At 42.4% G+C, this 23,989-nt stretch carries 16 protein-coding genes and 1 pseudogene; 16 read left to right on the plus strand and 1 reads right to left on the minus strand.

The genetic code is table 11. From position 1 onward, the window contains the following. Positions 1–75: 75 nt before the first annotated feature. The 14 genes and pseudogenes from K1I71_RS06775 to K1I71_RS06840 form a co-directional block, all read left to right on the plus strand. Positions 76–483: pseudogene (locus K1I71_RS06775) on the plus strand (D-alanyl-lipoteichoic acid biosynthesis protein DltB); the annotation flags it as partial. A 47-nt stretch (positions 484–530) separates the two neighbouring features. Beyond that, the gene (dltD, locus tag K1I71_RS06780) at positions 531–1,703 is read left to right on the plus strand and encodes a D-alanyl-lipoteichoic acid biosynthesis protein DltD (protein ID WP_223330568.1); all 1,173 of its coding nucleotides are present in this window, start codon (positions 531–533) and stop codon (positions 1,701–1,703) included. A 451-nt stretch (positions 1,704–2,154) separates the two neighbouring features. Then, complete coding sequence (locus tag K1I71_RS06785) at positions 2,155–2,286, plus strand: teichoic acid D-Ala incorporation-associated protein DltX (RefSeq protein WP_000813667.1); 132 nt, start codon at positions 2,155–2,157, stop codon at positions 2,284–2,286. Between the two features lie 20 nt (positions 2,287–2,306). After that, on the plus strand, positions 2,307–3,857 hold the full coding sequence (gene dltA / locus K1I71_RS06790; RefSeq protein WP_049487532.1) for a D-alanine--poly(phosphoribitol) ligase subunit DltA: 1,551 nt from the start codon (positions 2,307–2,309) through the stop codon (positions 3,855–3,857). Beyond that, positions 3,854–5,098, plus strand: a complete 1,245-nt coding sequence (dltB, locus tag K1I71_RS06795; protein ID WP_049552659.1) for a D-alanyl-lipoteichoic acid biosynthesis protein DltB — start codon at positions 3,854–3,856, stop codon at positions 5,096–5,098. Before dltA ends, dltB begins: the two co-directional genes overlap by 4 nt. 13 nt (positions 5,099–5,111) lie before the next feature. Then, the gene (gene dltC / locus K1I71_RS06800) at positions 5,112–5,351 is read left to right on the plus strand and encodes a D-alanine--poly(phosphoribitol) ligase subunit DltC (protein ID WP_000351967.1); all 240 of its coding nucleotides are present in this window, start codon (positions 5,112–5,114) and stop codon (positions 5,349–5,351) included. Next, positions 5,344–6,612, plus strand: a complete 1,269-nt coding sequence (gene dltD / locus K1I71_RS06805) for a D-alanyl-lipoteichoic acid biosynthesis protein DltD (RefSeq protein ID WP_223330569.1) — start codon at positions 5,344–5,346, stop codon at positions 6,610–6,612. The genes dltC and dltD (K1I71_RS06805) overlap by 8 nt, the downstream gene beginning before the upstream one ends. Positions 6,613–6,766: 154 nt before the next feature. Further along, positions 6,767–7,207, plus strand: coding sequence for a zinc-dependent transcriptional regulator AdcR (gene adcR / locus K1I71_RS06810; protein ID WP_001249308.1), 441 nt, complete (start codon positions 6,767–6,769; stop codon positions 7,205–7,207). After that, positions 7,207–7,911 carry a metal ABC transporter ATP-binding protein gene (locus K1I71_RS06815; protein ID WP_001269496.1) on the plus strand — a complete coding sequence of 235 codons (705 nt, stop codon included), beginning with the start codon at positions 7,207–7,209 and terminating at the stop codon, positions 7,909–7,911. Before adcR ends, K1I71_RS06815 begins: the two co-directional genes overlap by 1 nt. Further along, positions 7,904–8,710: a metal ABC transporter permease gene (locus K1I71_RS06820; protein ID WP_125408922.1), complete on the plus strand. Its 807-nt coding sequence runs from the start codon at positions 7,904–7,906 to the stop codon at positions 8,708–8,710. The genes K1I71_RS06815 and K1I71_RS06820 overlap by 8 nt, the downstream gene beginning before the upstream one ends. A gap of 9 nt (positions 8,711–8,719) precedes the next feature. Beyond that, positions 8,720–10,225, plus strand: a complete 1,506-nt coding sequence (gene adcA / locus K1I71_RS06825) for a zinc ABC transporter substrate-binding lipoprotein AdcA (RefSeq protein WP_223330570.1) — start codon at positions 8,720–8,722, stop codon at positions 10,223–10,225. A 773-nt stretch (positions 10,226–10,998) separates the two neighbouring features. Beyond that, complete coding sequence (locus tag K1I71_RS06830; RefSeq protein WP_004235732.1) at positions 10,999–11,883, plus strand: SPFH domain-containing protein; 885 nt, start codon at positions 10,999–11,001, stop codon at positions 11,881–11,883. 183 nt (positions 11,884–12,066) lie between these two features. After that, complete coding sequence (locus K1I71_RS06835) at positions 12,067–15,855, plus strand: glycoside hydrolase family 2 TIM barrel-domain containing protein (RefSeq protein ID WP_223330571.1); 3,789 nt, start codon at positions 12,067–12,069, stop codon at positions 15,853–15,855. 1 nt (position 15,856) lies between these two features. Beyond that, positions 15,857–17,539: an alpha-L-fucosidase gene (locus tag K1I71_RS06840; RefSeq protein WP_223330572.1), complete on the plus strand. Its 1,683-nt coding sequence runs from the start codon at positions 15,857–15,859 to the stop codon at positions 17,537–17,539. Positions 17,540–17,575: 36 nt separating this feature from the next. Here K1I71_RS06840 and K1I71_RS06845 read toward each other — a convergent pair whose 3' ends face one another. Further along, on the minus strand, positions 17,576–19,663 hold the full coding sequence (locus K1I71_RS06845; protein ID WP_223330573.1) for a GH92 family glycosyl hydrolase: 2,088 nt from the start codon (positions 19,661–19,663) through the stop codon (positions 17,576–17,578). A 170-nt stretch (positions 19,664–19,833) separates the two neighbouring features. Between K1I71_RS06845 and K1I71_RS06850 the strand changes: the two genes are divergently transcribed. Together K1I71_RS06850 and K1I71_RS06855 are read left to right on the plus strand one after the other, a co-directional pair. Beyond that, the gene (locus K1I71_RS06850) at positions 19,834–21,114 is read left to right on the plus strand and encodes a glycoside hydrolase family 125 protein (protein WP_223330574.1); all 1,281 of its coding nucleotides are present in this window, start codon (positions 19,834–19,836) and stop codon (positions 21,112–21,114) included. A 210-nt stretch (positions 21,115–21,324) separates the two neighbouring features. After that, a complete protein-coding gene (locus K1I71_RS06855; protein WP_223330575.1) occupies positions 21,325–23,970 on the plus strand; it encodes an alpha-mannosidase in 2,646 nt (881 codons plus the stop codon). Positions 23,971–23,989 lie beyond the last annotated feature (19 nt).

Here is a 23,989-nt window from a genome sequence, read left to right on the forward strand (position 1 = left end):
GAATGTGCCAACTAAATGAGACACATACAGTTGATTTTTTCTTTTGTGATAAGAGTGGAGTTTTTAGAGGTGCCCAAACCTTTCTTGAGTGTTGATATCAAGGATTTCTGGACCAGATGGCATATCACCTTGTCGACCTGGTTGAGAGATTTTGTATTTTCAAGAGTATTGATGCAGGTTATCAGGAAAAAGTGGTTTAAAAATAGACTACACAATGCAACCTATGCCTATATGGTCAATATGTTGGTCATGGGTTTTTGGCATGGCCTTAGTGTTAGCTACATTGTTTATGGTTTTTATCACGGTGTCTTGATGGCTGGATTTGAAGTGTATCAAAAGAAAAGCAATTTTTATAAGAAAAATAAAAACAAAGATTGGTATAAGCTACTGAGTTGGTTTGTGACCATGAATTTGGTTATGATTGGTTTCTTTATCTTTTCAGGTGAACCTTATAAAATCTTACTGACGATTTTAAAGAGATAAGAACTTGAAAAGAGATTGGACGGATCGAAGGGATAGGATAAAACTAGATGATTAAACTAAAAGCATTTTTGCTATCGCTTGTGCTCGTAATTGCGACGCTTGCGCTTTTAAATGTGACATACGTCAAGAAGATTGATGATTATTATAAAGTAAAGGATAACAGTATTCGCTATAGCACTTCGTATGAAAAGTATAAAAGTAGAGATATTTTAACAAGCAATATCACTCCCAATACATTGGTTTTATTGGGGTCATCTGAGTTGGTTGCAACGATAAATGAAGACTATCATCCCAATAAAATTTTTAACTACAACGATTTTAATATCATGCAGATTGGAACCAGCTATTCACAAAACATCATTCAGGCTACGACCTTGGGCTCAATTGAAGGATCTATGACTAAGCGAAAAGTGGCTATAATAGAGTCGGTTCAGTGGTTTGAAAAAGATGGGACTCATCAAGATGCCTTTTTGAACAAGGCTTCTCAGGAACATATTTTCCATATGCTAGATAATGATAAGATTAGTAAGGAAACGAAAGAAAAACTAATCAATCGCATTATCGAGATTACCAAGGGGAACAAGCAACAAAATGACATCTACAAAAAATACAAAAGTTATTTCATAGATGAGAAAGGAACGATTGTTGATAAAAAACTATTAGAGTTTGATAACGCGATTTATTCCTTTAAACTCAAACAGACTTTTTATCAAAAACATGCCAAATCAGATTATCCTTCACTAGGGGATAAAACCCCAGACTATGATTGGGAGAAAATGATGAATCAGTTTGTAGAAGAGGTCAAAAAGAAAACAGACAATAATGATTATGCTGTTGATAATAACTACTACAATACCTATTTAAAAGATCGTTATACATCGCTGAAGAATTCTAATAAAGATTTGAGCTACCTCGAGTCACCAGAGTATTCAGATATGGAACTTTTCTTGACAGTTGCCAAAGAATTGGGCATTGAAGTTGAGGTCATTATTTTCCCAGTAAACGGGAAATGGAATGACTACACAGGTGTCTCAAGAGAGATGCGGGAGAAAACTTATAAAAAAATAGAAGATGTCGCAAAAAGCTATGGTGCAACGGTATTAAACTATGGAAACAGAGAGTATGATGATTACTTTTTATTTGATGTGATGCATGTTGGAGTGAAAGGATGGATGGAAGTTGAAAAAGAACTTTACAAATTTGCAAACCAAGATAACTAACACACACCGTTTAATCTTGTGGACGCTATTTTTCTATACGGTTATCTTAAGCATCGTGATTTATTGTTTTGTGACCGATTTTTCGAACATTCAAGAATTTATCTATAGTGAATTCTAGGATTACATACTATAAAAATCTCTAGATAAAGGGAACTGCACCGATAAAGTGAGACATAAGATAAGGCTCTATAATATTTATAGTGGAGAAATCCTCTATAGATTATATGGAGCCTACTTTGTTGTAGCCCCCATATAATCTATACTGAAAAGCATTCAAGCTATCATTAGAAAGAATCATATGGAACAAATTAATGTTACTGGAACGTAGTGAAAATAGACGGGTAAACAATTGAAAAACTAGTCTATAAAGTGGTATAATAGCAGAAAAATAAATTAGTAAGAAATTGATTTTATTTTAGCGGAAAATTACAGAAATGAATGGTTTTTCTTAATGAAACAGAGAAAAGAATTGTACCTCTTTCTTGGTCGGACAGCCTTGTATTTTCTTATCTTTCTAGGGCTGCTTTACTTCTTTAGCTATCTTGGTCAGGGTCAAGGAAGCTTTATCTATAATGAATTTTAACTTGAAGGAGAATCCTTATTATGTCAAATAAAGCAATCGTAGATATGATTGAAACCATTGAGCATTTTGCTCAGACACAGCCTAGCTATCCTGTTTACAATGTTTTGGGGCAGGAACACACTTATGGAGATTTGAAGGCTGATTCGGATAGTTTAGCTGCAGCCATCGACCAACTGGATTTACCAGAGAAGTCTCCTGTGGTTGTTTTTGGAGGCCAAGAATATGAAATGTTGGCAACTTTTGTAGCTCTGACTAAGTCAGGACATGCCTACATTCCCATTGACAGCCATTCAGCCTTGGAGCGAGTTTCGGCTATTTTAGAAGTAGCAGAGCCAAGCTTGATTATTGCTATCTCAGACTTTCCATTGGAGCAGGTTTCTACGCCAATGATGACTCTAGCTCAGGTTCAAGAAGCCTTTGCTCAAGGGACTAGTTATGAGATTACGCATCCAGTCAAGGGAGATGATAACTACTACATTATCTTTACTTCTGGTACAACTGGTAAGCCTAAGGGAGTACAGATTTCCCATGATAACCTCCTCAGTTTTACCAACTGGATGATTACGGATAAGGAATTTGCGACGCCAAGTCGTCCGCAAATGCTGGCTCAGCCACCTTATTCTTTTGATCTGTCTGTCATGTACTGGGCACCGACATTAGCACTTGGTGGTACACTTTTCGCTCTTCCTTCAGCTATTACTCAGGACTTTAAGCAACTCTTTGCGACCATCTTTTCATTGCCAATCGCTATCTGGACATCAACGCCTTCTTTTGCGGATATGGCCATGTTGTCTGAAGACTTTAATAGCGAGAAAATGCCTGGTATCACGCATTTCTACTTTGATGGAGAAGAATTGACGGTCAAAACGGCTCAAAAACTACGTGAGCGTTTCCCAAATGCCCGTATTATCAATGCTTACGGCCCAACAGAAGCGACAGTGGCCCTGTCAGCAGTTGCCGTGACAGATGAGATGCTAGCGAATCTCAAACGTCTACCAATTGGCTATACCAAGGCTGATTCTCCAACCTTTATCATTGACGAGGAAGGAAATAAACTGCCAAATGGTGAACAGGGAGAAATCATTGTTTCAGGACCGGCCGTCTCAAAAGGTTATATGAATAATCCTGAAAAAACAGCAGAAGCCTTCTTTGAGTTTGAAGGTCTGCCAGCCTATCACACAGGTGATGTGGGAACCATGACAGATGAAGGCTTGCTTCTCTACGGCGGACGCATGGACTTCCAGATTAAGTTCAACGGTTACCGCATTGAGTTAGAAGATGTCTCTCAAAACCTCAATAAGTCTCGCTTTATCGAGTCTGCTGTTGCAGTACCGCGCTATAATAAAGACCACAAGGTGCAAAATCTTCTAGCCTATGTCATCTTAAAAGATGGTGTTCGTGAGCAGTTTGAGCGTGATATCGATATTACCAAGGCCATTAAGGAAGACTTGACAGATATTATGATGTCTTATATGATGCCGTCCAAATTCCTTTATCGAGACAGTTTGCCACTGACTCCAAATGGAAAAATTGATATCAAAGGATTGATTAATGAGGTAAATAGGAGATGATGGAGTTTTTTAAACAGCTTCCTCATTTAGAGCCATACGGCAATCCTCAGTATTTTGTCTATGTGATTGCTGCAACCTTGCCCATCTTTATCGGCCTCTTTTTCAAGAAACGCTTTGCCTGGTACGAGGTATTGGTTAGTCTCTTCTTTATCGTTACCATGCTGGTAGGTGGGAAGACTAATCAATTGGCTGCCTTGGGCATTTATCTGTGCTGGGAAATATTGCTCTTGCTTTTCTATAAGCACTATCGAAAAAGTAAGGATGGTAAGTGGGTTTTCTACCTAGTTAGTTTTCTGTCCCTACTGCCGATTATCTTTGTCAAGGTGCAGCCAGCTATCAATGGAACGCAGTCTTTGCTTGGATTTTTGGGAATTTCTTACCTGACCTTTCGTTCGGTTGGGATTATCATCGAGCTGAGAGATGGAGTGATTAAGGATTTTAGCCTCTGGGAATTCCTCCGCTTCCTACTCTTCATGCCGACTTTTTCAAGCGGGCCAATCGATCGCTTTAAGCGGTTTAATGAAAATTATCAGACCATTCCTGAGCGAGATGAGTTGATGGATATGCTGGAAGAGGCTGTCAAGTATATCATGCTTGGCTTTCTATATAAGTTTATCATAGCTCATATTTTAGGAGAGACCTTACTCCCTCCTCTGAAGAATCTAGCCCTACAGTCAGGTGGCTTTTTTAACCACTATGCCTTGGCAGTTATGTATACCTTTGGTCTAGAACTTTTCTTTGACTTTGCAGGCTACTCTATGTTTGCCTTGGCAATCTCAAACTTAATGGGGATTCATAGTCCAATTAACTTCAACAAGCCTTTTTTATCTAGGGATTTAAAAGAGTTTTGGAATCGCTGGCACATGAGTCTGTCTTTCTGGTTCCGTGACTTTGTCTTTATGCGAATGGTCATGGTGTTGACCAGAAAGAAGGTCTTTAAGAATCGCAATGTAACCTCAAGTGTGGCCTATATTGTAAATATGCTGATTATGGGATTTTGGCATGGAGTGACCTGGTACTATATCGCCTATGGCCTCTTTCATGGATTAGGCTTGGTTATTAATGATGCTTGGATTCGTAAGAAAAAAACGCTCAATAAGGAACGGAAAAAAGCAGGGAAAGCTGCTCTACCTGAGAATCGCTGGATTCAGTTGCTTGGCATGGTTATCACCTTCCATGTCGTCATGCTGTCATTCTTAATCTTTTCTGGATTTTTGAATGATTTATGGTTTAAAAAATAAAAGGAAATAAAATATGGATATCAAATCAGAAGTTATTGAAATTATTGATGAGTTGTTTATGGAAGATGTTTCTGACATGATGGATGAAGATCTTTTTGATGCAGGTGTCTTGGATAGTATGGGAACGGTTGAGTTGATTGTGGAGATTGAAAACCGTTTTGATATTCGTGTCCCTGTTACAGAGTTTGGTCGCGACGACTGGAATACAGCCAATAAAATCATAGCTGGTATTGTGGAGCTACAAAATGCTTAAACGCTTATGGTTAATCTTTGGGCCTATCTTCATAGCTGGATTTTTGGTTCTTCTACTCATCTTTTTTTATCCAAGTAAAACAAGCCATAATCTGACGGAGGAGAAATATTCGGCGGCTTCTGTTAGTGTAGAGAGTTTTAAAGAGAGAAGCCAAAAAGTAAGGGCTCTTACAGATCCAAATATGCGTTTTATTCCTTTTCTAGGGTCCAGTGAATGGATTCGATTTGATAGTGTCCATCCAGCTGTTTTAGCAGAGAAATACCATCGTCCCTATCGTCCTTACTTTTTAGGTCAAGCAGGAGCAGCCTCTCTAAATCAATATTTTGGCCTACAGCAAATTTTGCCAGAAATTGAGAATAAACAGGCGGTATTTGTTATTTCGCCTCAGTGGTTTACAGAGACTGATTATGAACCCGCAGCGTTTCAGAGATTTTTTAACAGTGACCAATTGACAGCTTTTCTGGAAAATCAATCTGGTGACACTGCTGCAAAGCATGCGGCTATTCGATTGTTAAAGCAGAATCCTAATGTTGCATTAAAAGGCATTGTTCAAAAACTATCAAAGGGTGAAGAATTATCAGAGGTTGATCAGGTTGCTATTAATATTTTTGCCCGATTCAATGAGAGACAGGCTTCTCTATTTGGTCAGTTCTCCATTAGAGGAAAACTCAAATATAAGGAACATGTGGAAAATTATTTAAAAGATCTTCCAGATCAATTTTCTTACCAAGAGTTAGAAAAAATTGCTCGAAAGGATGCAGAAGCCAATACGACCAATAATGATATGGGGATGGAAAATCATTTCTATACGAGAGAGGTTAAGAAGGATTTGAAAAAATGGGAAGGGTATCAAAAGAATTACAGTTTCCTAAAATCATCTGAATATAATGATTTACAGTTGGTTCTCAATCAATTTGCAAAATCGAAAGTTAATGTCCTCTTTGTCATCCAGCCTGTCAATAAGAAATGGATGGACTACACAGGGCTCAGAGAAGATATGTACCAGCATGCAGTGGAGAAAATTCGTTACCAATTAGAAAGTCAAGGTTTCACTAATATTGCTGACTTTTCAAAAAATGGAGGGGATCCTTATTTTGTTAAGGATACCATTCACCTAGGTTGGTTGGGTTGGCTTGCTTTTGATAAGGCAGTTGATCCTTTCCTATCCAATCCCACGCCAGCTCCGACTTACCATCTGAATGAACGCTTTTTCAGCAAAGACTGGGCGACTTATGATGGAGATGTTAAGACATTCAAATAGATAATAATATATAGAAGAGTTCAAGAATGAAACTGGTTTTCACGTTTTTTCTTGACTCTTTTTTTGGTTGTGATATAATTAACCAGTAAATAATTTTTCAAAGAATAGTATTTTTCTCTTAAAAAAGAGAAGTCCAAAAGGAAAGGAGTCAGATATGAGACAGCTAGCGAAGGATATCGATGCCTTTTTAAATGAGGTGATTTTGCAGGCGGAAAATCAGCATGAAATCCTAATAGGTCATTGCACTAGTGAGGTAGCCCTGACCAATACTCAGGAGCACATTCTCATGCTCTTGTCAGAGGAATCTTTAACAAATTCAGAGTTGGCCCGTCGCCTCAATGTCAGTCAGGCGGCGGTTACCAAGGCCATTAAATCTCTGGTTAAGGAAGGGATGTTAGAAACATCTAAAGATCCTAAGGATGCGCGTGTGATTTTTTACCAGTTGACTGATTTGGCTCGTCCAATCGCTGAGGAGCACCATCATCACCATGAGCATACACTTTTAACCTATGAACAAGTGGCGACTCAGTTTACTCCAAATGAACAAAAAGTGATCCAGCGGTTTTTGACTGCTTTAGTAGGAGAAATCAAATAATGAGATATATTACGGTAGAGGATTTATCCTTCTATTATGATAAGGAGCCCGTTCTTGAACATATCAATTATAGTGTTGATAGTGGGGAATTTGTTACCTTGACGGGGGAAAATGGGGCAGCTAAGACGACACTGATCAAGGCCAGTCTTGGAATCCTTCAGCCACGCATTGGAAAGGTGACTATTTCAAAGACAAATACGCAGGGTAAGAAATTGAGAATAGCCTATCTTCCTCAACAGATTGCCAGTTTTAATGCTGGTTTTCCAAGTACGGTTTATGAATTTGTCAAATCTGGTCGCTATCCGAGAAAGGGTTGGTTCCGTCGCTTGAATGCTCATGATGAGGAGCATATCAAGGCTAGTCTGGACTCAGTTGGCATGTGGGAACACAGAGACAAACGCTTGGGTTCTCTATCTGGGGGGCAAAAGCAGCGAGCGGTGATTGCGCGTATGTTTGCTTCTGACCCAGATGTATTTATCCTAGATGAGCCGACAACGGGGATGGATGCAGGAAGTAAAAATGAATTTTACGAACTCATGCACCACAGCGCCCACCATCACGGCAAGGCTGTTTTGATGATTACTCATGACCCTGAAGAAGTTAAGGACTATGCGGACCGCAATATTCATCTAGTCCGTAACCAAGACTCGCCATGGCGTTGTTTCAACGTTCATGAGAATGATCAGGAGGTGGGCCATGCTTAGTTTGTTATCTTATGACTTTATGCAACGTGCCTTTCTGGCTGTTATTGCCATGAGTCTTTTCTCGCCAGTATTAGGAACCTTCCTTATCTTGCGCCGTCAGAGTTTGATGAGTGATACCCTCAGCCACGTCTCGCTTTCAGGTGTAGCCTTTGGGCTGGTTCTGGGGATTTCGCCAACTATTTCCACTATTGCTATTGTCTTGATTGCGGCGGTCTTTTTGGAGTATCTCCGTACGGTTTACAAGAGCTTTATGGAAATCGGGACAGCTATCCTAATGTCAACAGGTCTGGCAGTTTCTCTGATTGTCATGAGTAAGGGTAAAAGTTCGAGTTCTATGAGTTTAGACCAGTACCTTTTTGGTTCCATCGTGACGATTAGTGAAGAACAGGTCATTTCCCTCTTTGTCATTGCGGCGGTTGTCTTGGTTTTGACCTTCCTCTTCCTTCGTCCAATGTATATCCTGACCTTTGATGAGGATACGGCCTTTGTGGATGGCTTGCCAGTTCGTACCATGTCTATTCTTTTTAACATGGTGACAGGGGTGGCTATTGCCCTTATGATTCCTGCTGCGGGAGCTCTTCTGGTATCAACCATTATGGTCTTGCCAGCTAGTATTGCCCTGCGTCTCGGGAAAAACTTTAAATCGGTTATGCTGCTTGCCAGTGCTATTGGATTTTTGGGAATGGTGGCAGGACTTTATATTTCCTACTATGCAGAAACACCTGCAAGTGCAAGTATTACCATTATTTTTGTAACTGTCTTTTTACTCATCAGTTTAGTAAGACGTTTTATCAAATAGGAGACTAACGTGAAAAAAATTAGCTTATTATTCGCCAGTCTATGTGCCTTGTTTTTAGTGGCTTGTTCCAATCAAAAGCAGGCAGATGGCAAACTAAATATCGTAACAACCTTTTACCCTGTCTATGAATTTACCAAGCAAGTCGCAGGAGATACTGCTAATGTAGAACTCCTCATCGGTGCTGGTACAGAACCCCATGAATATGAACCGTCTGCCAAGGCAGTTGCTAAAATCCAAGACGCAGATACCTTCGTTTATGAAAATGAAAACATGGAAACATGGGTCCCTAAATTGCTAGATACCTTGGATAAGAAAAAGGTGAAGACTATCAAGGCGACAGGCGATATGTTGCTTTTGCCAGGTGGTGAGGAAGAAGAGGGAGACCATGACCATGAAGAAGAAGGCCATCACCATGAGTACGATCCCCATGTTTGGTTATCACCAGTTCGTGCTATTAAACTAGTAGAGCATATCCGTGACAGTTTATCAGCAGATTATCCTGATAAAAAAGAGACCTTTGAAAAGAATGCTGCTGCCTATATCGAAAAATTGCAAGCCTTGGATAAGGCTTATGCAGAAGGATTGTCTCAAGCCAAACAAAAGAGCTTTGTGACTCAACACGCAGCCTTTAACTACCTTGCCTTGGACTATGGACTCAAACAAGTCGCAATCTCAGGTCTCTCTCCAGATGCAGAACCATCAGCTGCTCGTCTGGCAGAATTGACAGAGTACGTCAAGAAAAATAAAATTGCCTATATCTACTTTGAAGAAAATGCTTCACAAGCCCTTGCTAATACACTTTCAAAAGAGGCAGGTGTCAAAACAGATGTCCTCAATCCTTTAGAAAGTCTGACAGAAGAAGATACCAAGGCGGGAGAAAATTATATCTCTATCATGGAGAAAAACCTCAAGGCTCTAAAACAAACAACAGACCAAGAAGGCCCAGCAATTGAGCCTGAAAAGGCAGAGGATACCAAGACAGTTCAAAATGGTTACTTTGAGGATGCCGATGTCAAGGATCGTACCTTGAGTGACTATGCAGGTAACTGGCAATCAGTTTATCCTTTCCTTGAAGATGGCACGTTTGATCAGGTCTTTGACTACAAGGCTAAGTTGACTGGTAAGATGACCCAGGCTGAGTACAAGGCCTACTATACAAAAGGCTATCAGACAGATATCACTAAGATCAACATTACTGATAACACTATGGAATTTGTTCAAGGTGGACAAAGTAAGAAATTCACCTACAAGTATGTTGGCAAGAAAATCTTAACTTACAAGAAAGGCAATCGTGGCGTGCGCTTCCTCTTTGAAGCCACAGATCCTGATGCTGGACAATTCAAGTATGTTCAGTTTAGTGACCACAATATCGCCCCAGTTAAGGCAGAACATTTCCATATTTTCTTTGGAGGCACAAGTCAAGAAGCCCTCTTTGAAGAAATGGATAACTGGCCAACCTACTACCCAGATAACCTATCTGGCCAAGAAATCGCCCAAGAAATGTTGGCGCATTGATGAGAAACCGACTAGTTCATAGGAGCTAGTCGGTTTTTGGGTACTAGATGGCTAACTTCATGATAGACCTTTCAGATACCTAAGGCACTTTAAAAAATAAATAAAACTCTTGAAATATCGGGGTTTATATGCTAGAATGTAGTTAATTGATAAGGTTCATTAGAACACCAAAGCCCCTAACTACTGGCATAGTTAAGGGCTTTTTTGACGTATCTTAGCGATTTAACGGGTGTTGATAGGCTAGTCACTCGGTCTACTCCTTACTATCTAGCCATTTGCAAATGAAATACAAGATAATTCCTGCGATGACATCCGCTATAATAGTAAGAGCAAGCTCAGGCATAAGGCTCATTAGCTTCACCTCCTCTCACGAACCGTAAGGAACGTAATCAGTAACCGATGACAAAAATAGTATACACATCAAATTTAGATCATCAACCTCACTTAATGCTTGGACTATTGGAGTGCGGTTCACTTTAATGATGTTTTTTGTGAGTTTTTTAAAGGGATTAACCGTTACTTGTTTCGTTTCTTTGTCCACGACTTGTAAAACTCAGATAGTATGTTAATAATCAACGGAGTTAGAGAGAACTAGCATGGTGCACCTAATTCCTTACCAGTTGTTTTAGCAAGAGATTAGACGACAATGTGACAATTCACCTCTAATTATTGACATTTCAGGAAAAATCGCAGTAAAAACTGCACAGCCTTCTTTAAATGTGCTATAATACAGGAAAATAATGATGGAGGTCACGATAATGGCAACATTTTTGATGATTTTTGTGGTGGTTTGTGTGCTCCTATTGGTGATAGTCACACTGAGTACAGTTTATGTGGTTCGTCAGCAGTCGGTGGCGATTATTGAACGCTTTGGGAAATACCAAAAGGTTGCCAATAGCGGTATTCATATTCGCTTACCTTTTGGGATTGACTCGATTGCAGCGCGGATTCAGTTGCGCTTGTTGCAAAGCGATATTGTGGTTGAGACCAAGACCAAGGACAATGTGTTCGTTATGATGAATGTAGCGACTCAGTACCGTGTCAACGAGCAGAGCGTGACAGATGCCTACTATAAACTCATGCGTCCAGAATCTCAGATTAAATCTTATATTGAAGACGCTCTTCGCTCTTCTGTTCCAAAATTAACCTTGGATGAATTATTTGAGAAAAAAGATGAGATTGCCCTTGAAGTTCAACATCAAGTAGCAGAAGAAATGACTACTTACGGTTATATTATCGTGAAAACCTTGATTACCAAGGTTGAACCAGATGCAGAAGTCAAGCAATCCATGAATGAAATCAATGCGGCGCAACGTAAGCGGGTCGCAGCGCAAGAATTAGCGGAAGCCGACAAGATTAAAATCGTCACTGCAGCTGAAGCCGAAGCAGAAAAAGACCGCCTTCATGGTGTGGGGATTGCCCAACAACGTAAGGCGATTGTGGATGGATTGGCAGAGTCTATCACTGAACTCAAGGAAGCCAATGTTGGCATGACAGAAGAACAAATCATGTCTATCCTCTTGACTAACCAGTATTTGGATACCTTGAATACCTTTGCCTCTAAAGGAAATCAAACGATCTTTTTACCAAATACTCCAAATGGTGTAGATGATATCCGTACACAAATCTTGTCAGCCCTTCGCGCTGAGAAAAAATAATAGACTAAAGAGCTTGGCAACAGGCTCTTTTTGTATTACCCTTGTAGCTGTGAGGACTAAATTCTCCTCCACAAATTATAGCATCTTTTCTAAGTATTTAGGGAGTGACGGAGGAAGTGTTGAAAGCGCTTTTGTTTTGTGATATAGTCAAATAAATCGAGTCGTTTAAAGAGGAATGCTTGTATGAGAAGAGAAGAAGTTTTACGAAATCACTGGTTTTTTAGCCAGGAAGTGGGGAAAGAAGATGCCTTGGCACCAGATTTTCAGAGGGAAAATTGGCAGGCGATTCAAGTGCCACATGACTGGAGTATTTACAATGATTTTGACCACTATTCGCCAGCGCAAAATGAGGGTGGTCAGCTAAATGGGGGTCAGGCCTGGTACCGGACGCAGTTTTACTTGGAAGAAGATGCCAGTCTTGTATCGGTGCGTTTGTTGTTTGATGGAGTTTATATGAATGCCCAAGTCTATATCAACGGGCAAGTGCTGGGCTATTATCCCAATGGCTACACACCTTTTTCTTATGATATCACGCCTTATCTAAGAAATGATGGGACGGCCAACCAGCTTGCGGTTTTTGTGGAAAATCAGCAACCTAGCAGTCGTTGGTACTCTGGTAGCGGTATTTACCGAGAAGTGAAATTGTTGATTACGGATTCGGTACATCTGGATTTATATGGGATTAAGATAGAAAGTCCCAAGCTAATGGAACAAAGAGATGGATGGGTGGAAACTCAGCTTACAAGTAAGGTTTCAAATGATGGAACTCAGTCCGTGTCGGTGTATTTGGAACAGAGTATCTGGTATGATGGACAACAGCTGTCAGACTGGCAGGTGACTGATTCTGTAATGATTGAGTCTGGGGAAAAACATCATTTCAAACAAGCCATATCAATTTTCCAACCTTTGCTTTGGGATATTGATCATCCCCACATTTACCAATTGAAGACTCGCCTTTACAAAAATGGCATGTTGGTTGATGAAGAAGAGGAGGCTTTTGGTTACCGTTATATGGATTGGCAAGCGGATAAGGGCTTCTTTCTAAATGGTCGCTGGTTGAAGATTCACGGGGTTTGTTTGCACCATGACTATGGATCTCTGGGAGCTGTGGAAAATAGGTCAGCTGCTGAGAGACGATTGCGCCAGATGAAGGAAATGGGTGTCAATGCAATCCGAATCACCCATAATCCAGCCAGTAGCATTTTGCTGGATGTGGCTGCTAAAATGGGCTTACTCATCCAAGAAGAAGCCTTTGATACCTGGTATGGAGGCAAGAAAGAATATGACTATGGTCGCTTTTTTGAGGAAGAAGCTACTCATCCAGAAGCGAAAGCAGGCGATTTCTGGTCAGATTATGATTTGCGCACTATGATTGAGCGTGGCAAGAATAATCCAGCGATTTTTATGTGGTCCTTAGGAAATGAAGTCAGCGAAGCAAATGGCGATGCTCATTCATTGAAGACTATCAAACGCTTGCTAGAAAGGGTAAAGGAAGTGGATGATAGTCGTTTTGTGACCATGGGAATGGACCAGTTCCGCTTTGGAGATGGTTCTGGAGGTCATGAAAAGATTGCTGATTTGCTGGATGTGGTGGGTTTGAATTACTCGGAAGATAATATTGATGGAATTCGCAAAAGACATCCCAAGTGGCGACTTTACGGGTCTGAAACCTCATCGGCTACACGGACGCGTGATAGCTATTTTCGCCCAGATAAGGAATGGATTGGGGATAATCGCCGCGTGCGGAATTTTGAACAGTCAGACTATGGTAATGATCGGGTTCCTTGGGGGAAGACGGCGACGGCTGCTTGGATAGTAGATCGAAATCGGTTAGACTATGCGGGTCAGTTTATCTGGACAGGAGTGGACTATATCGGTGAGCCGACTCCTTGGCACAACCAAAATGACACACCTGTCAAGAGTTCCTATTTTGGGATCGTGGATACGGCAGGGATTCCTAAAAATGATTATTATCTCTATCAAAGTCAGTGGTTGGCACTAGATCAGCAACCTATGGTTCATATCCTGCCCCATTGGAATTGGGAAATCCACAAGAGTTATCAACAAGTTGTGGATAAGTATGGGGATATCCCTGTTCGAGTGTATTCAAATGCTGGTTTTGTAGAGCTATTTCTCAATGGAAAATCTAAAGGTAGGAAGACTTTTCAGGAAAAATGGACTTCAGACGGTCGAAAATACCAAGAGGGAGAAGGTTTTGACCTCCTCTATCTCGAATGGCGCTTGGCTTATCAACCAGGAGAATTGCATGCTGTAGCCTATGACCGTCAAGGTCAGATTGTAGCAGAAGATAGGGTGGTGACTGCAGGTAAGCCAGCCAAAATCGGGTTACATGCCGAGAAAACAAAACTGGAACCAGATGGGCAAGACCTCCTCTATCTCTATTTTGATGTATTGGACAAGGATGGAAATTGGGTGCCGAGTGCTTTCAATCAGCTTCATTTTGAAATTGAAGGCCCTGCTCGTATTGTAGGTGTGGATAATGGAAGGCAGGCTAGTCGTGAACGTTACCAGGCTCAGAAAAATGGTCGGTTTAAGCGGAAAGCCTTCCATGGCAGAGGTGTCCTCTTAGTTCAGAGCTTGGAGCAGGCAGGCCAAGTAAGAGTAAAGGCCAGTGCCAGAGGGCTAGAGCCAGCAAGTTTTAATTTCTTAGTGGGAGAGGCTTTTGCTTGCCAACCAGTGAAAAATCAACGCTTGTTTGAGATTCGAGTGGACAAGCAGGCAGGTTTGCAAGAAGGAGATTCCCCAGCTATTGGACTTTATCCACAAACTGTGGATAACCCTGTGAACAAGGTGGGGAATAGTGAAGTGATTTGGGAGACGAGTGGTAGTGCCCACGCCATTATCAAGCAGGGAGTGCTTCATTGCTTGTCTGCAGGCGACTTGGTTATCAGTGCTATTTATCAAGGCAAAACCTATCAAACTCATTTGCAGGTGGCAGAAAATACCTCACTAGGGCAGGCACTTTCTGTACGACCACTTCGCTTGTATACAGCTAAGGGAACTTATCCACAGCTGCCATCTTCAGTTTTGGTGGACTATGAGCTCGGGGGTGCAAAACGAGTCAAGGTTGTTTGGGAGGCAATATCCGAAGAAGATATGGCAAGCTTTCATGAGTTTACGGTATCTGGCCAGCTAGAAGGGTTGGATCTAAAGGCTTCTGCTCAGGTTTGTGTCCAAGGGATTTCCGCTATTGAGCCTGAAAGGGTTTGGACGCTTGTCAAGGAAGCCCCACACTTACCAGACCGAGTCAAGCTAGTCTTATCAGATGGTAGACGAGATACGGTCAAGGTTACTTGGGATGAACTTGAACCTCAAGTCTATGCTCAGGTAGGAGAAAGTGTGCTCACAGGGCAGGTAGCGGGCTGTGAGTTGCCAGCAACAGTCACCATTCATGTGACAGATGCCAGTGTAGATGGAGAAGTCATTTCCAATCAGTGGACAGGGTCCAACCTGCCTCTGGTCTTTGCTTCTCACTCAGAGCCAAATCATCCAGCCTCTTACCTCAATGACAAGGTCATTGCTCGGAAAAAATCGACAGCCAATACTTGGATTACCAAGTCAGAGCAAGTCAGCGTGGGCATTCTTTTTGGAGATGCAGGCATTTTAAAACCGCGATTTGTGGATAACGTGACCTTGTATTATGTCGAAAATCAAGAATACGTGGCGGTGGATCCTACCCATATCGATTATTATGTAGGGAATGAGCCTGCCTTGCCTCGGACTCCAAATCATTTGGATAAGGATTCTCTGCTCAAGCAAGAGGAGAATTGGCGCCCTGTATCAGCTATCCAAAAAGTTTCAAGCGACAAGGCTGAAGAGCTTCGTTTTGAATTTGATAAGGTAGAGACTTATGCCCTTCGTCTTCGATTTGAAGGCTTGGCAAGCCCTCTAGCGTTAACAGAATTGCAAGTACATGCCAAAAAAGTGAAGAAAAGTGTAGATAGGAAATAGTATGGTAAGAGAAATAAAACCGCATGGGCCCTTGCCTAGTCAGGCCCAGCTAGCTTATTTAGAGGATGAACTAGCAGCATTTATCCATTTTGGGCCCAATACCTTTTATGATCAGGAATGGGGGACAGGTCAGGAGGATCCTGAACGCTTTAATCCGACAAGGTTAGATGCGCGTGAGTGGGTTCGCGTGCTCAAGGAAACGGGCTTCAAAAAGTTGATTTTGGTGGTCAAGCACCACGATGGCTTTGTCCTCTATCCGACAGCTCACACAGATTATTCGGTCAAGGCCAGTCCTTGGAGGAATGGAGAGGGAGATTTGCTCCTTGAAGTATCCCAAGCTGCCACAGAGTTTGATATGGACATGGGGGTCTACCTATCGCCGTGGGATGCCCATAGTCCTCTCTATCATGTGGAGCGAGAAGCGGACTATAATGCCTATTATCTGGCACAGTTGAAGGAAATCTTATCAAATCCTGCCTATGGCAATGCAGGAAAATTTGCTGAGGTCTGGATGGATGGTGCCAGAGGAGAGGGTGCTCAAAAGGTCAATTATGAATTTGAAAAATGGTTTGAAACCATTCGTGACCTGCAGGGCGATTGCTTAATTTTTTCAACAGAAGGCACCAGTATACGCTGGATTGGCAATGAACGAGGGTATGCAGGTGATCCAATGTGGCAAAAGGTGAATCCTGACAAACTAGGAACAGAAGCAGCGCTGGATTATCTTCAGCACGGAGATCCCTCGGGCACGATTTTTTCAATCGGTGAGGCAGATGTTTCTATTCGGCCGGGTTGGTTTTACCATGAAGAGCAGGATCCTAAGTCTCTTGAGGAGTTGGTGGAAATCTACTTTCACTCAGTGGGGAGAGGAACTCCACTCTTGCTTAATATTCCGCCGAATCAAGCTGGGCTCTTTGATGCAAAGGATATTGAACGACTTTATGAATTTGCGACCTATCGCAATGAGCTCTATAAAGAAGACTTGGCTCTGGGAGCTGAGGTATCTGGTCCAGCTCTTTCCGCAGACTTTGCTTGTCGCCATTTGACAGACGGCCTTGAGACTAGCTCTTGGGCAAGCGACGTAGGCTTGCCAATCCAGTTAGAACTCGACTTAGGGTCACCTAAAACTTTTGATGTAATTGAGTTAAGAGAAGATTTGAAGCTAGGGCAACGAATCGCTGCTTTTCATGTGCTAGTAGAGGTGGACGGTGTCTGGCAAGAATTTGGCATGGGCTTTACAGTTGGTCATAAGCGTCTCTTGCGAGGTCCGCTAGTAGAGGCACAGAAGGTGCGCGTGATGATTACCGAGGCGCAATCTAAGCCTGTATTGACCAAGATTTCACTCTATAAAACTCCTAGCTTATCACAAAAAGAAGTTGTTCAGGGACTAGCATTTGCAGAAAAAAGTCTAGCTGTAGCAAAGGGAGAGACTCTTCATTTTAGGATTGAACGTAGCGAAAGTAATACTCCTTTGGAAGCTAAGATTTCGATTCAACCAGGGACGGGGGTACATGGTGTCGCTTATCAGGATGAGATTCAAGTTATTGAGTTTCAAGTTGGCGAGACTGAAAAAAGATTGACGCTTCCAACCTTGTATTTTGCAGGAGATAAAACCTTGGATTTCTATCTGAACCTAACGGTGGGTGGTCAGCTTCTGGATCAACTTCTAGTCCAAGTTTCATAAAAGAAAAACCTTCGCATCTGCGAAGGTTCTTTTTGTTTACTGATGACTTGGTAACCAGCTAAGTGTAAAGGTTAGTTGTTCAGCTTTTAAGAGGTCTTGATGTTGAATAGTTGATACGAGTGTTTTATCCAGTCGGCATTCTTTGACAAAGTTGAAGTGGCTGTGGTTTTGCTCAGTATGAATATCTAGCCATTTATCTTCTTTAGCGAGATAGACTCGGAGGTAGTCAAAGAGAGGGATTCCAAGATCATAGCTTGGTTTGCCTGGACAGGTCGGATAAAAACCGAGAGCTGACCAGATGTACCAGGCTGAGAGACTGCCATTGTCTTCATCGCCAGGATAGGCTTCCCAACTTGGGTGAAAAGCTTTCTGACGGAGCGTCTTGATGAGAAGGGCAGTGTAGTCAGGGTAATCGCTGTGGCGGAAGAGATAAGGAATGTGGAAGCTAGGTTGGTTAGAAATGGCGAGTTGTTCAAAAGGAGCAGTAGCCATTTCGCTCATTTCGTGAATCTCGTAACCATAGCCTGTTGTCTCAAAGAGGGGAGCATCTTGACAGGTTTTCAAAAGATAGTTGCTAAAGGCTTCTTTTCCACCCATAAGCTGGATCAAGCCTGGAATATCGTGGAGGACACCTAGGGTTGCTTGGATGGCAGAGCATTCGGCATAATCACGTCCCCAACTATAAGGAGAGAAGTCAGGGCGAAAGTTGCCTTGACCATCACGCGCTCGCATGTAACCTGTCTCAGCGTCAAATAGATGGCGGTAATTTTGTGATGCGGCCTTGTAGGTTTCAGCGATTTCTATTTTCTCTAGTTTTTGGGCACAGCTTGCGATACAAAAATCGCTATAGGCATAGTCTAGGGTGTGGCTGACGCTTTCGTGGTGGTCGGTAGAGAGGTAGCCTAGTTCTTGGTATTGGGCTAGTCCGTGACGACCATTGATGCCGAGAGGGTCGGCCTTGCTGGCTGTTTCAAGCATGGCTTGGAGGAGTTCTTCTTCTAGGTCGGGGGCCATGTCCTTGCAGGCGCTATCTGCGATAATACCATCTAAAAGTGTACCTGGCATCATACCCCGTTCATCTGGAGCCAGCCATTTTGGAAGGAAACCAGTATCGCGGTAGCTATTGAGAAATCCTTCTAAGAAGCGGTGATAGTGCTCCGGTACGATAAGGGCAAAGAGGGGGAAGGTGGTTCGGAAGGTATCCCAGAAACCATTGCTGCTGAAGAGGAGACCAGGCTTGACAGTTCCAGTAGCCAGATCCATATGGATGGCTTGCCCTGATTCATCAACCTCATAAAAAGTCTGTGGGAAGAGGAAGAGTCTGTAAAGGCAGTGATCAAAGAAGGTTCGGTCAGCCTCTCCTGTCTTTATAACATCAAAACGATGGAGGAGATTTTCCCAGTCCGCTTGTGCATTTGCTTTACAGTTATCAAAATCTTCTTGAGGTAGATTAAGCAGAGCCTGAGAGTGCGAGATGAAAGAAGTCGCTAGCTGAATTTCAGCATGACTATCTGCCAGGTCGATTCGCCAGTCTCCACCTTCTTGGTTGATAGCAAGGATATCCGTATTCATTTGCAGGGTAGTGAACAGTATCAGTGGATTTTTGTTGGTTTCAGTTTTACCTTCTTGTCGCAGGGCAAGAGTTCGCTTATCTACTTGCTCCACGGTCAGTTCATCTGCTGCGTGAAGATAGAGGGAGAGGGCTTTGCCTTGCTTTTGTTCCAAACGAATAGAAGCACCATAGCAAGTCGGTGTAAGCTGGCTTTCAATCTGATAGCGCAGGGATAAAATCTTCAGATAATGAGGTTGGAAAGAGGCCTTTTCGATATCATAAGAAGACTGGCGGTGAAAGAGACTGTCTCCACTAATCTGGCCTGTGACAGGTGTCAGAAGGAGCCAAGAGTAGTCGCCAATCCAAGGGCTGGGCTGGTGGGTTAAACGAATCCCCTGAAAGATAGGCAGATGCGGATCGAAAAACCAAGAGCCCTCCTGGTCACTGGTCTGGGGTACAAAGTAATTCATCCCAAAAGGCACGCCTGTGTATGGCAGGGTATTTCCCCGAGAAAAGGCATGCTTGCTGGCAGTTCCAAAGCGGGTATCGATGGTTTCAAGTAGTGGTTTCATAGTCTTTCCTTTAGCTGTTTTTCTACATTATATCAGAAAAAGATAACCTTTAGAAAAGGAGTTTCAAAGATAACTATTTTGTAGAAAAATGACTATCATTTGTGTATGTATTTTCTGTCTCAAAAGCTATATACTGAAAATGAAACTTGTTTGAAAGAGGATACTGCACGATGATTTATTCAAAAGAAATTGTTAGAGAATGGCTAGATGAAGTGGCAGAGCGGGCTAAGGACCATCCAGAGTGGGTGGATGTTTTCGAGCGTTGCTATACAGACACCTTGGACAATACGGTTGCAATTCTAGAAGATGGTTCAACCTTTGTGCTCACAGGAGATATTCCTGCTATGTGGCTTCGAGACTCGACAGCCCAACTCAGACCCTACTTGCATGTGGCTAAAAGAGATGACCTCCTGCGTCAGACCATTGCAGGTTTGGTTAAACGTCAGATGACCTTGATTCTCAAGGATCCATATGCCAACTCTTTTAACATTGAGGAAAACTGGAAGGGGCACCACGAGACTGACCACACAGACCTTAATGGCTGGATTTGGGAGCGCAAGTATGAGGTGGACTCGCTTTGCTATCCTTTGCAGTTGGCTTATCTCCTCTGGAAAGAGACTGGCGATACTAGTCAATTTGATGAAACTTTTGTCACAGCGACCAAGGAAATTCTTCATCTGTGGACGGTAGAACAAGACCACAACAATTCTCCTTATCGTTTTGTCCGAGATACGGACCGTAAGGAAGATACACTGGTAAATGATGGCTTTGGACCTGATTTTGCAGTGACAGGTATGACTTGGTCAGCTTTTCGTCCGAGCGATGACTGCTGCCAGTATAGTTACTTGATTCCGTCAAATATGTTTGTTGTAGTAGTCTTGGGTTATGTGCAAGAAATCTTTGCAGCATTAAACCTAGCTGATAGCCAGAGAATTATTGCTGATGCCAAGCGCCTCCAGTCTGAAATCCAAGAAGGAATCGAAAATTACGCCTACACAAGCAACAGCAAGGGCGAAAAGATTTATGCCTTTGAAGTAGACGGTTTGGGAAATGCTAGCATTATGGATGATCCAAATGTACCAAGTTTGTTGGCTGCGCCTTATCTGGGCTACTGTTCAGTCGATGATGAAGTTTACCAAGCAACTCGCCGTACCATTCTGAGTCCAGAAAATCCTTACTTCTATCAGGGAGAATACGCTAGCGGTCTCGGAAGTTCTCATACCTTCTATCGCTATATCTGGCCAATCGCCCTTTCTATCCAAGGTTTGACAACAAGAGATAAGGCAGAGAAGAAATTCTTGCTGGATCAGCTGGTTGCTTGCGATGGGGGGACGGGTGTCATGCACGAAAGCTTTCACGTGGACGACCCAACGCTCTACTCTCGTGAATGGTTCTCTTGGGCCAACATGATGTTCTGTGAGTTGGTCTTGGATTACCTGGATATTCGTTAATCTAGGATTTTACTTGTTTTTAGCCAATTTACCAAGACAAAGTAGCTAAATATATACTTCTTTCAAATTTCATCTCAAATCATAGTTAAATTCTTGATAAATAAAATATTTAGAGTTAAACTGTTGGTGATTTGTTGAATTTGATTGAGCAAATCTTACATCCAAAAACGTTAACAATAAAAATTTAAATTTAGAATGAGGTTTTACTTCATGGAAAATGTTGTCGTACATATTATCTCACATAGTCACTGGGACCGTGAGTGGTACTTGCCTTTTGAAAGCCACCGTATGCAGTTGGTGGAATTATTTGACAATCTCTTTGATCTCTTTGAAAATGACCCTGAGTTCAAGAGCTTCCACTTGGATGGTCAAACCATTGTCCTTGATGACTACTTGGAGATTCGCCCTGAAAATCGCGACAAAGTCCAACGATACATCGACGAAGGAAAATTGAAAATTGGTCCCTTTTATATCTTGCAGGATGATTACTTGATTTCAAGTGAAGCCAATGTCCGCAATACCTTGATTGGTCAGCAGGAAGCTGCAAAATGGGGCAAATCTACTCAGATTGGTTACTTCCCAGATACCTTTGGAAATATGGGACAAGCGCCTCAAATTCTTCAAAAATCAGGCATTCACGTGGCCGCTTTTGGTCGTGGTGTGAAGCCGATTGGATTTGATAACCAAGTCCTCGAAGATGAGCAGTTTACTTCTCAGTTTTCAGAAATGTACTGGCAGGGTGCGGACGGAAGTCGTGTCCTCGGGATTCTCTTTGCCAACTGGTACAGTAATGGGAATGAAATCCCAGTTGATAAAGAAGAGGCCTTGACCTTCTGGAAACAAAAACTGGCAGACGTGCGTGACTATGCTTCGACCAACCAGTGGTTGATGATGAACGGTTGTGACCATCAGCCTGTCCAGAAAAATTTGAGTGAAGCCATTCGTGTGGCAAATGAACTCTTCCCAGATGTAACCTTTGTTCATAGTTCTTTTGATGAATATGTCCAAGCCGTGGAAAGTGCCCTACCAGAGCAGTTATCAACGGTTACAGGTGAGTTGACCAGTCAGGAAACAGATGGCTGGTACACACTTGCCAACACTTCTTCATCTCGTATTTATCTCAAACAATCCTTCCAAGAAAATAGTAACCTCCTAGAGCAAGTTGTAGAACCCTTGACTATTATCACTGGTGGTCATAACCACAAGGACCAGTTGACCTATGCTTGGAAAACACTTTTGCAGAATGCGCCGCATGATAGTATCTGTGGCTGTAGCGTGGACGAAGTTCACCGTGAGATGGAAACTCGTTTTGCCAAGGTTAACCAAGTCGGAACCTTTGTTAAGAGCAATCTTCTTAATGAGTGGAAGGGTAAAATTGCTACGTCTAAGGCTCAAAGTGATTATCTCTTTACTGTCATTAACACAGGCTTGCATGATAAGGTCGATACGGTCAGCACAGTGATTGATGTTGCGGTTTGTGATTTCAAGGAATTGCACCCAACAGAAGGCTACAAGAAGATGGCTACTCTTACCTTGCCAAGCTACCGTGTGGAGGATTTGGATGGGCGTCCTGTAGAGGCTAAAATCGAAGACCTTGGGGCTAATTTTGAGTACGATTTACCAAAAGACAAGTTCCGCCAAGCTCGTATCGCTCGACAAGTGCGCGTGACCATTCCAGTTCACCTAGCGCCACTTTCTTGGACAACCTTCCAATTGCTGGAAGGAGAGCAAGAACACCGCGACGGTATTTACCAAAACGGAGTGATTGATACGCCATTTGTAACGGTGAGTGTGGATGACAACATCACAGTCTATGATAAGACAACTCACGAAGCCTATGAAGACTTTATCCGCTTCGAAGACCGTGGTGACATCGGAAACGAGTATATCTATTTCCAACCAAAAGGAACAGAGCCAATCTATGCAGAGCTTAAGGGCTACGAGGTCTTGGAAAACACAGCTCGCTACGCTAAGATTTTGCTCAAACATGAATTGACTGTGCCTGTCAGTGCCGATGAAAAGCTAGAAGAAGAGCAAAAAGGCATCATCGAGTTTATGAAGCGTGAAGCTGGACGTTCAGAAGAATTGACAAGTATTCCTCTTGAAACTGAGATGACTGTCTTTGTTGACAATCCACAAATTCGTTGCAAGACTCGCTTTACTAACACTGCCAAGGATCACCGTATCCGTCTCTTGGTCAAGACTCACAACACGCGTCCAAGCAATGATTCTGAAAGCATCTATGAGGTGGTGACACGGCCAAACAAACCAGCTGCTTCATGGGAAAATCCTGAAAATCCTCAACACCAACAAGCCTTTGTTAGTCTGTATGACGATGAAAAAGGTGTGACTGTATCCAACAAGGGATTGAATGAATACGAAATCCTTGGAGACGACACTATTGCAGTGACTATTTTGCGTGCATCAGGTGAGTTGGGTGACTGGGGCTACTTCCCAACACCAGAAGCTCAATGCTTGCGTGAGTTTGAAGTCGAATTTGCGATTGAATGCCACCAAGCCCAAGAACGCTTCTCAGCCTTCCGTCGTGCCAAAGCCTTTCAAACACCATTTACTAGTCTTCAGCTTGCTAAACAAGAAGGAAGTGTTGCTGGGACTGGTAGCCTCTTGAGCCATTCTGTTCTCAGCATACCGCAAATCTGTCCAACAGCCTTTAAGGTAGCTGAAAATGAAGAAGGCTATGTGCTTCGTTACTACAATATGTGTAGTGAAAATGTACGTGTACCGGAAAGTCAACATCTCTTCCTGGACCTACTGGAACGACCATACCCAGTTCATAGAGGCCTCATTTCTCCACAAGAGATTCGTACAGAATTCATCAAAAAAGAAGAAATTTAATTTCAAAAAGTAAACATAA

Origin of the sequence: Streptococcus mitis (assembly GCF_019929545.1) — a bacterium.
GTDB lineage: Bacteria > Bacillota > Bacilli > Lactobacillales > Streptococcaceae > Streptococcus > Streptococcus mitis_BU.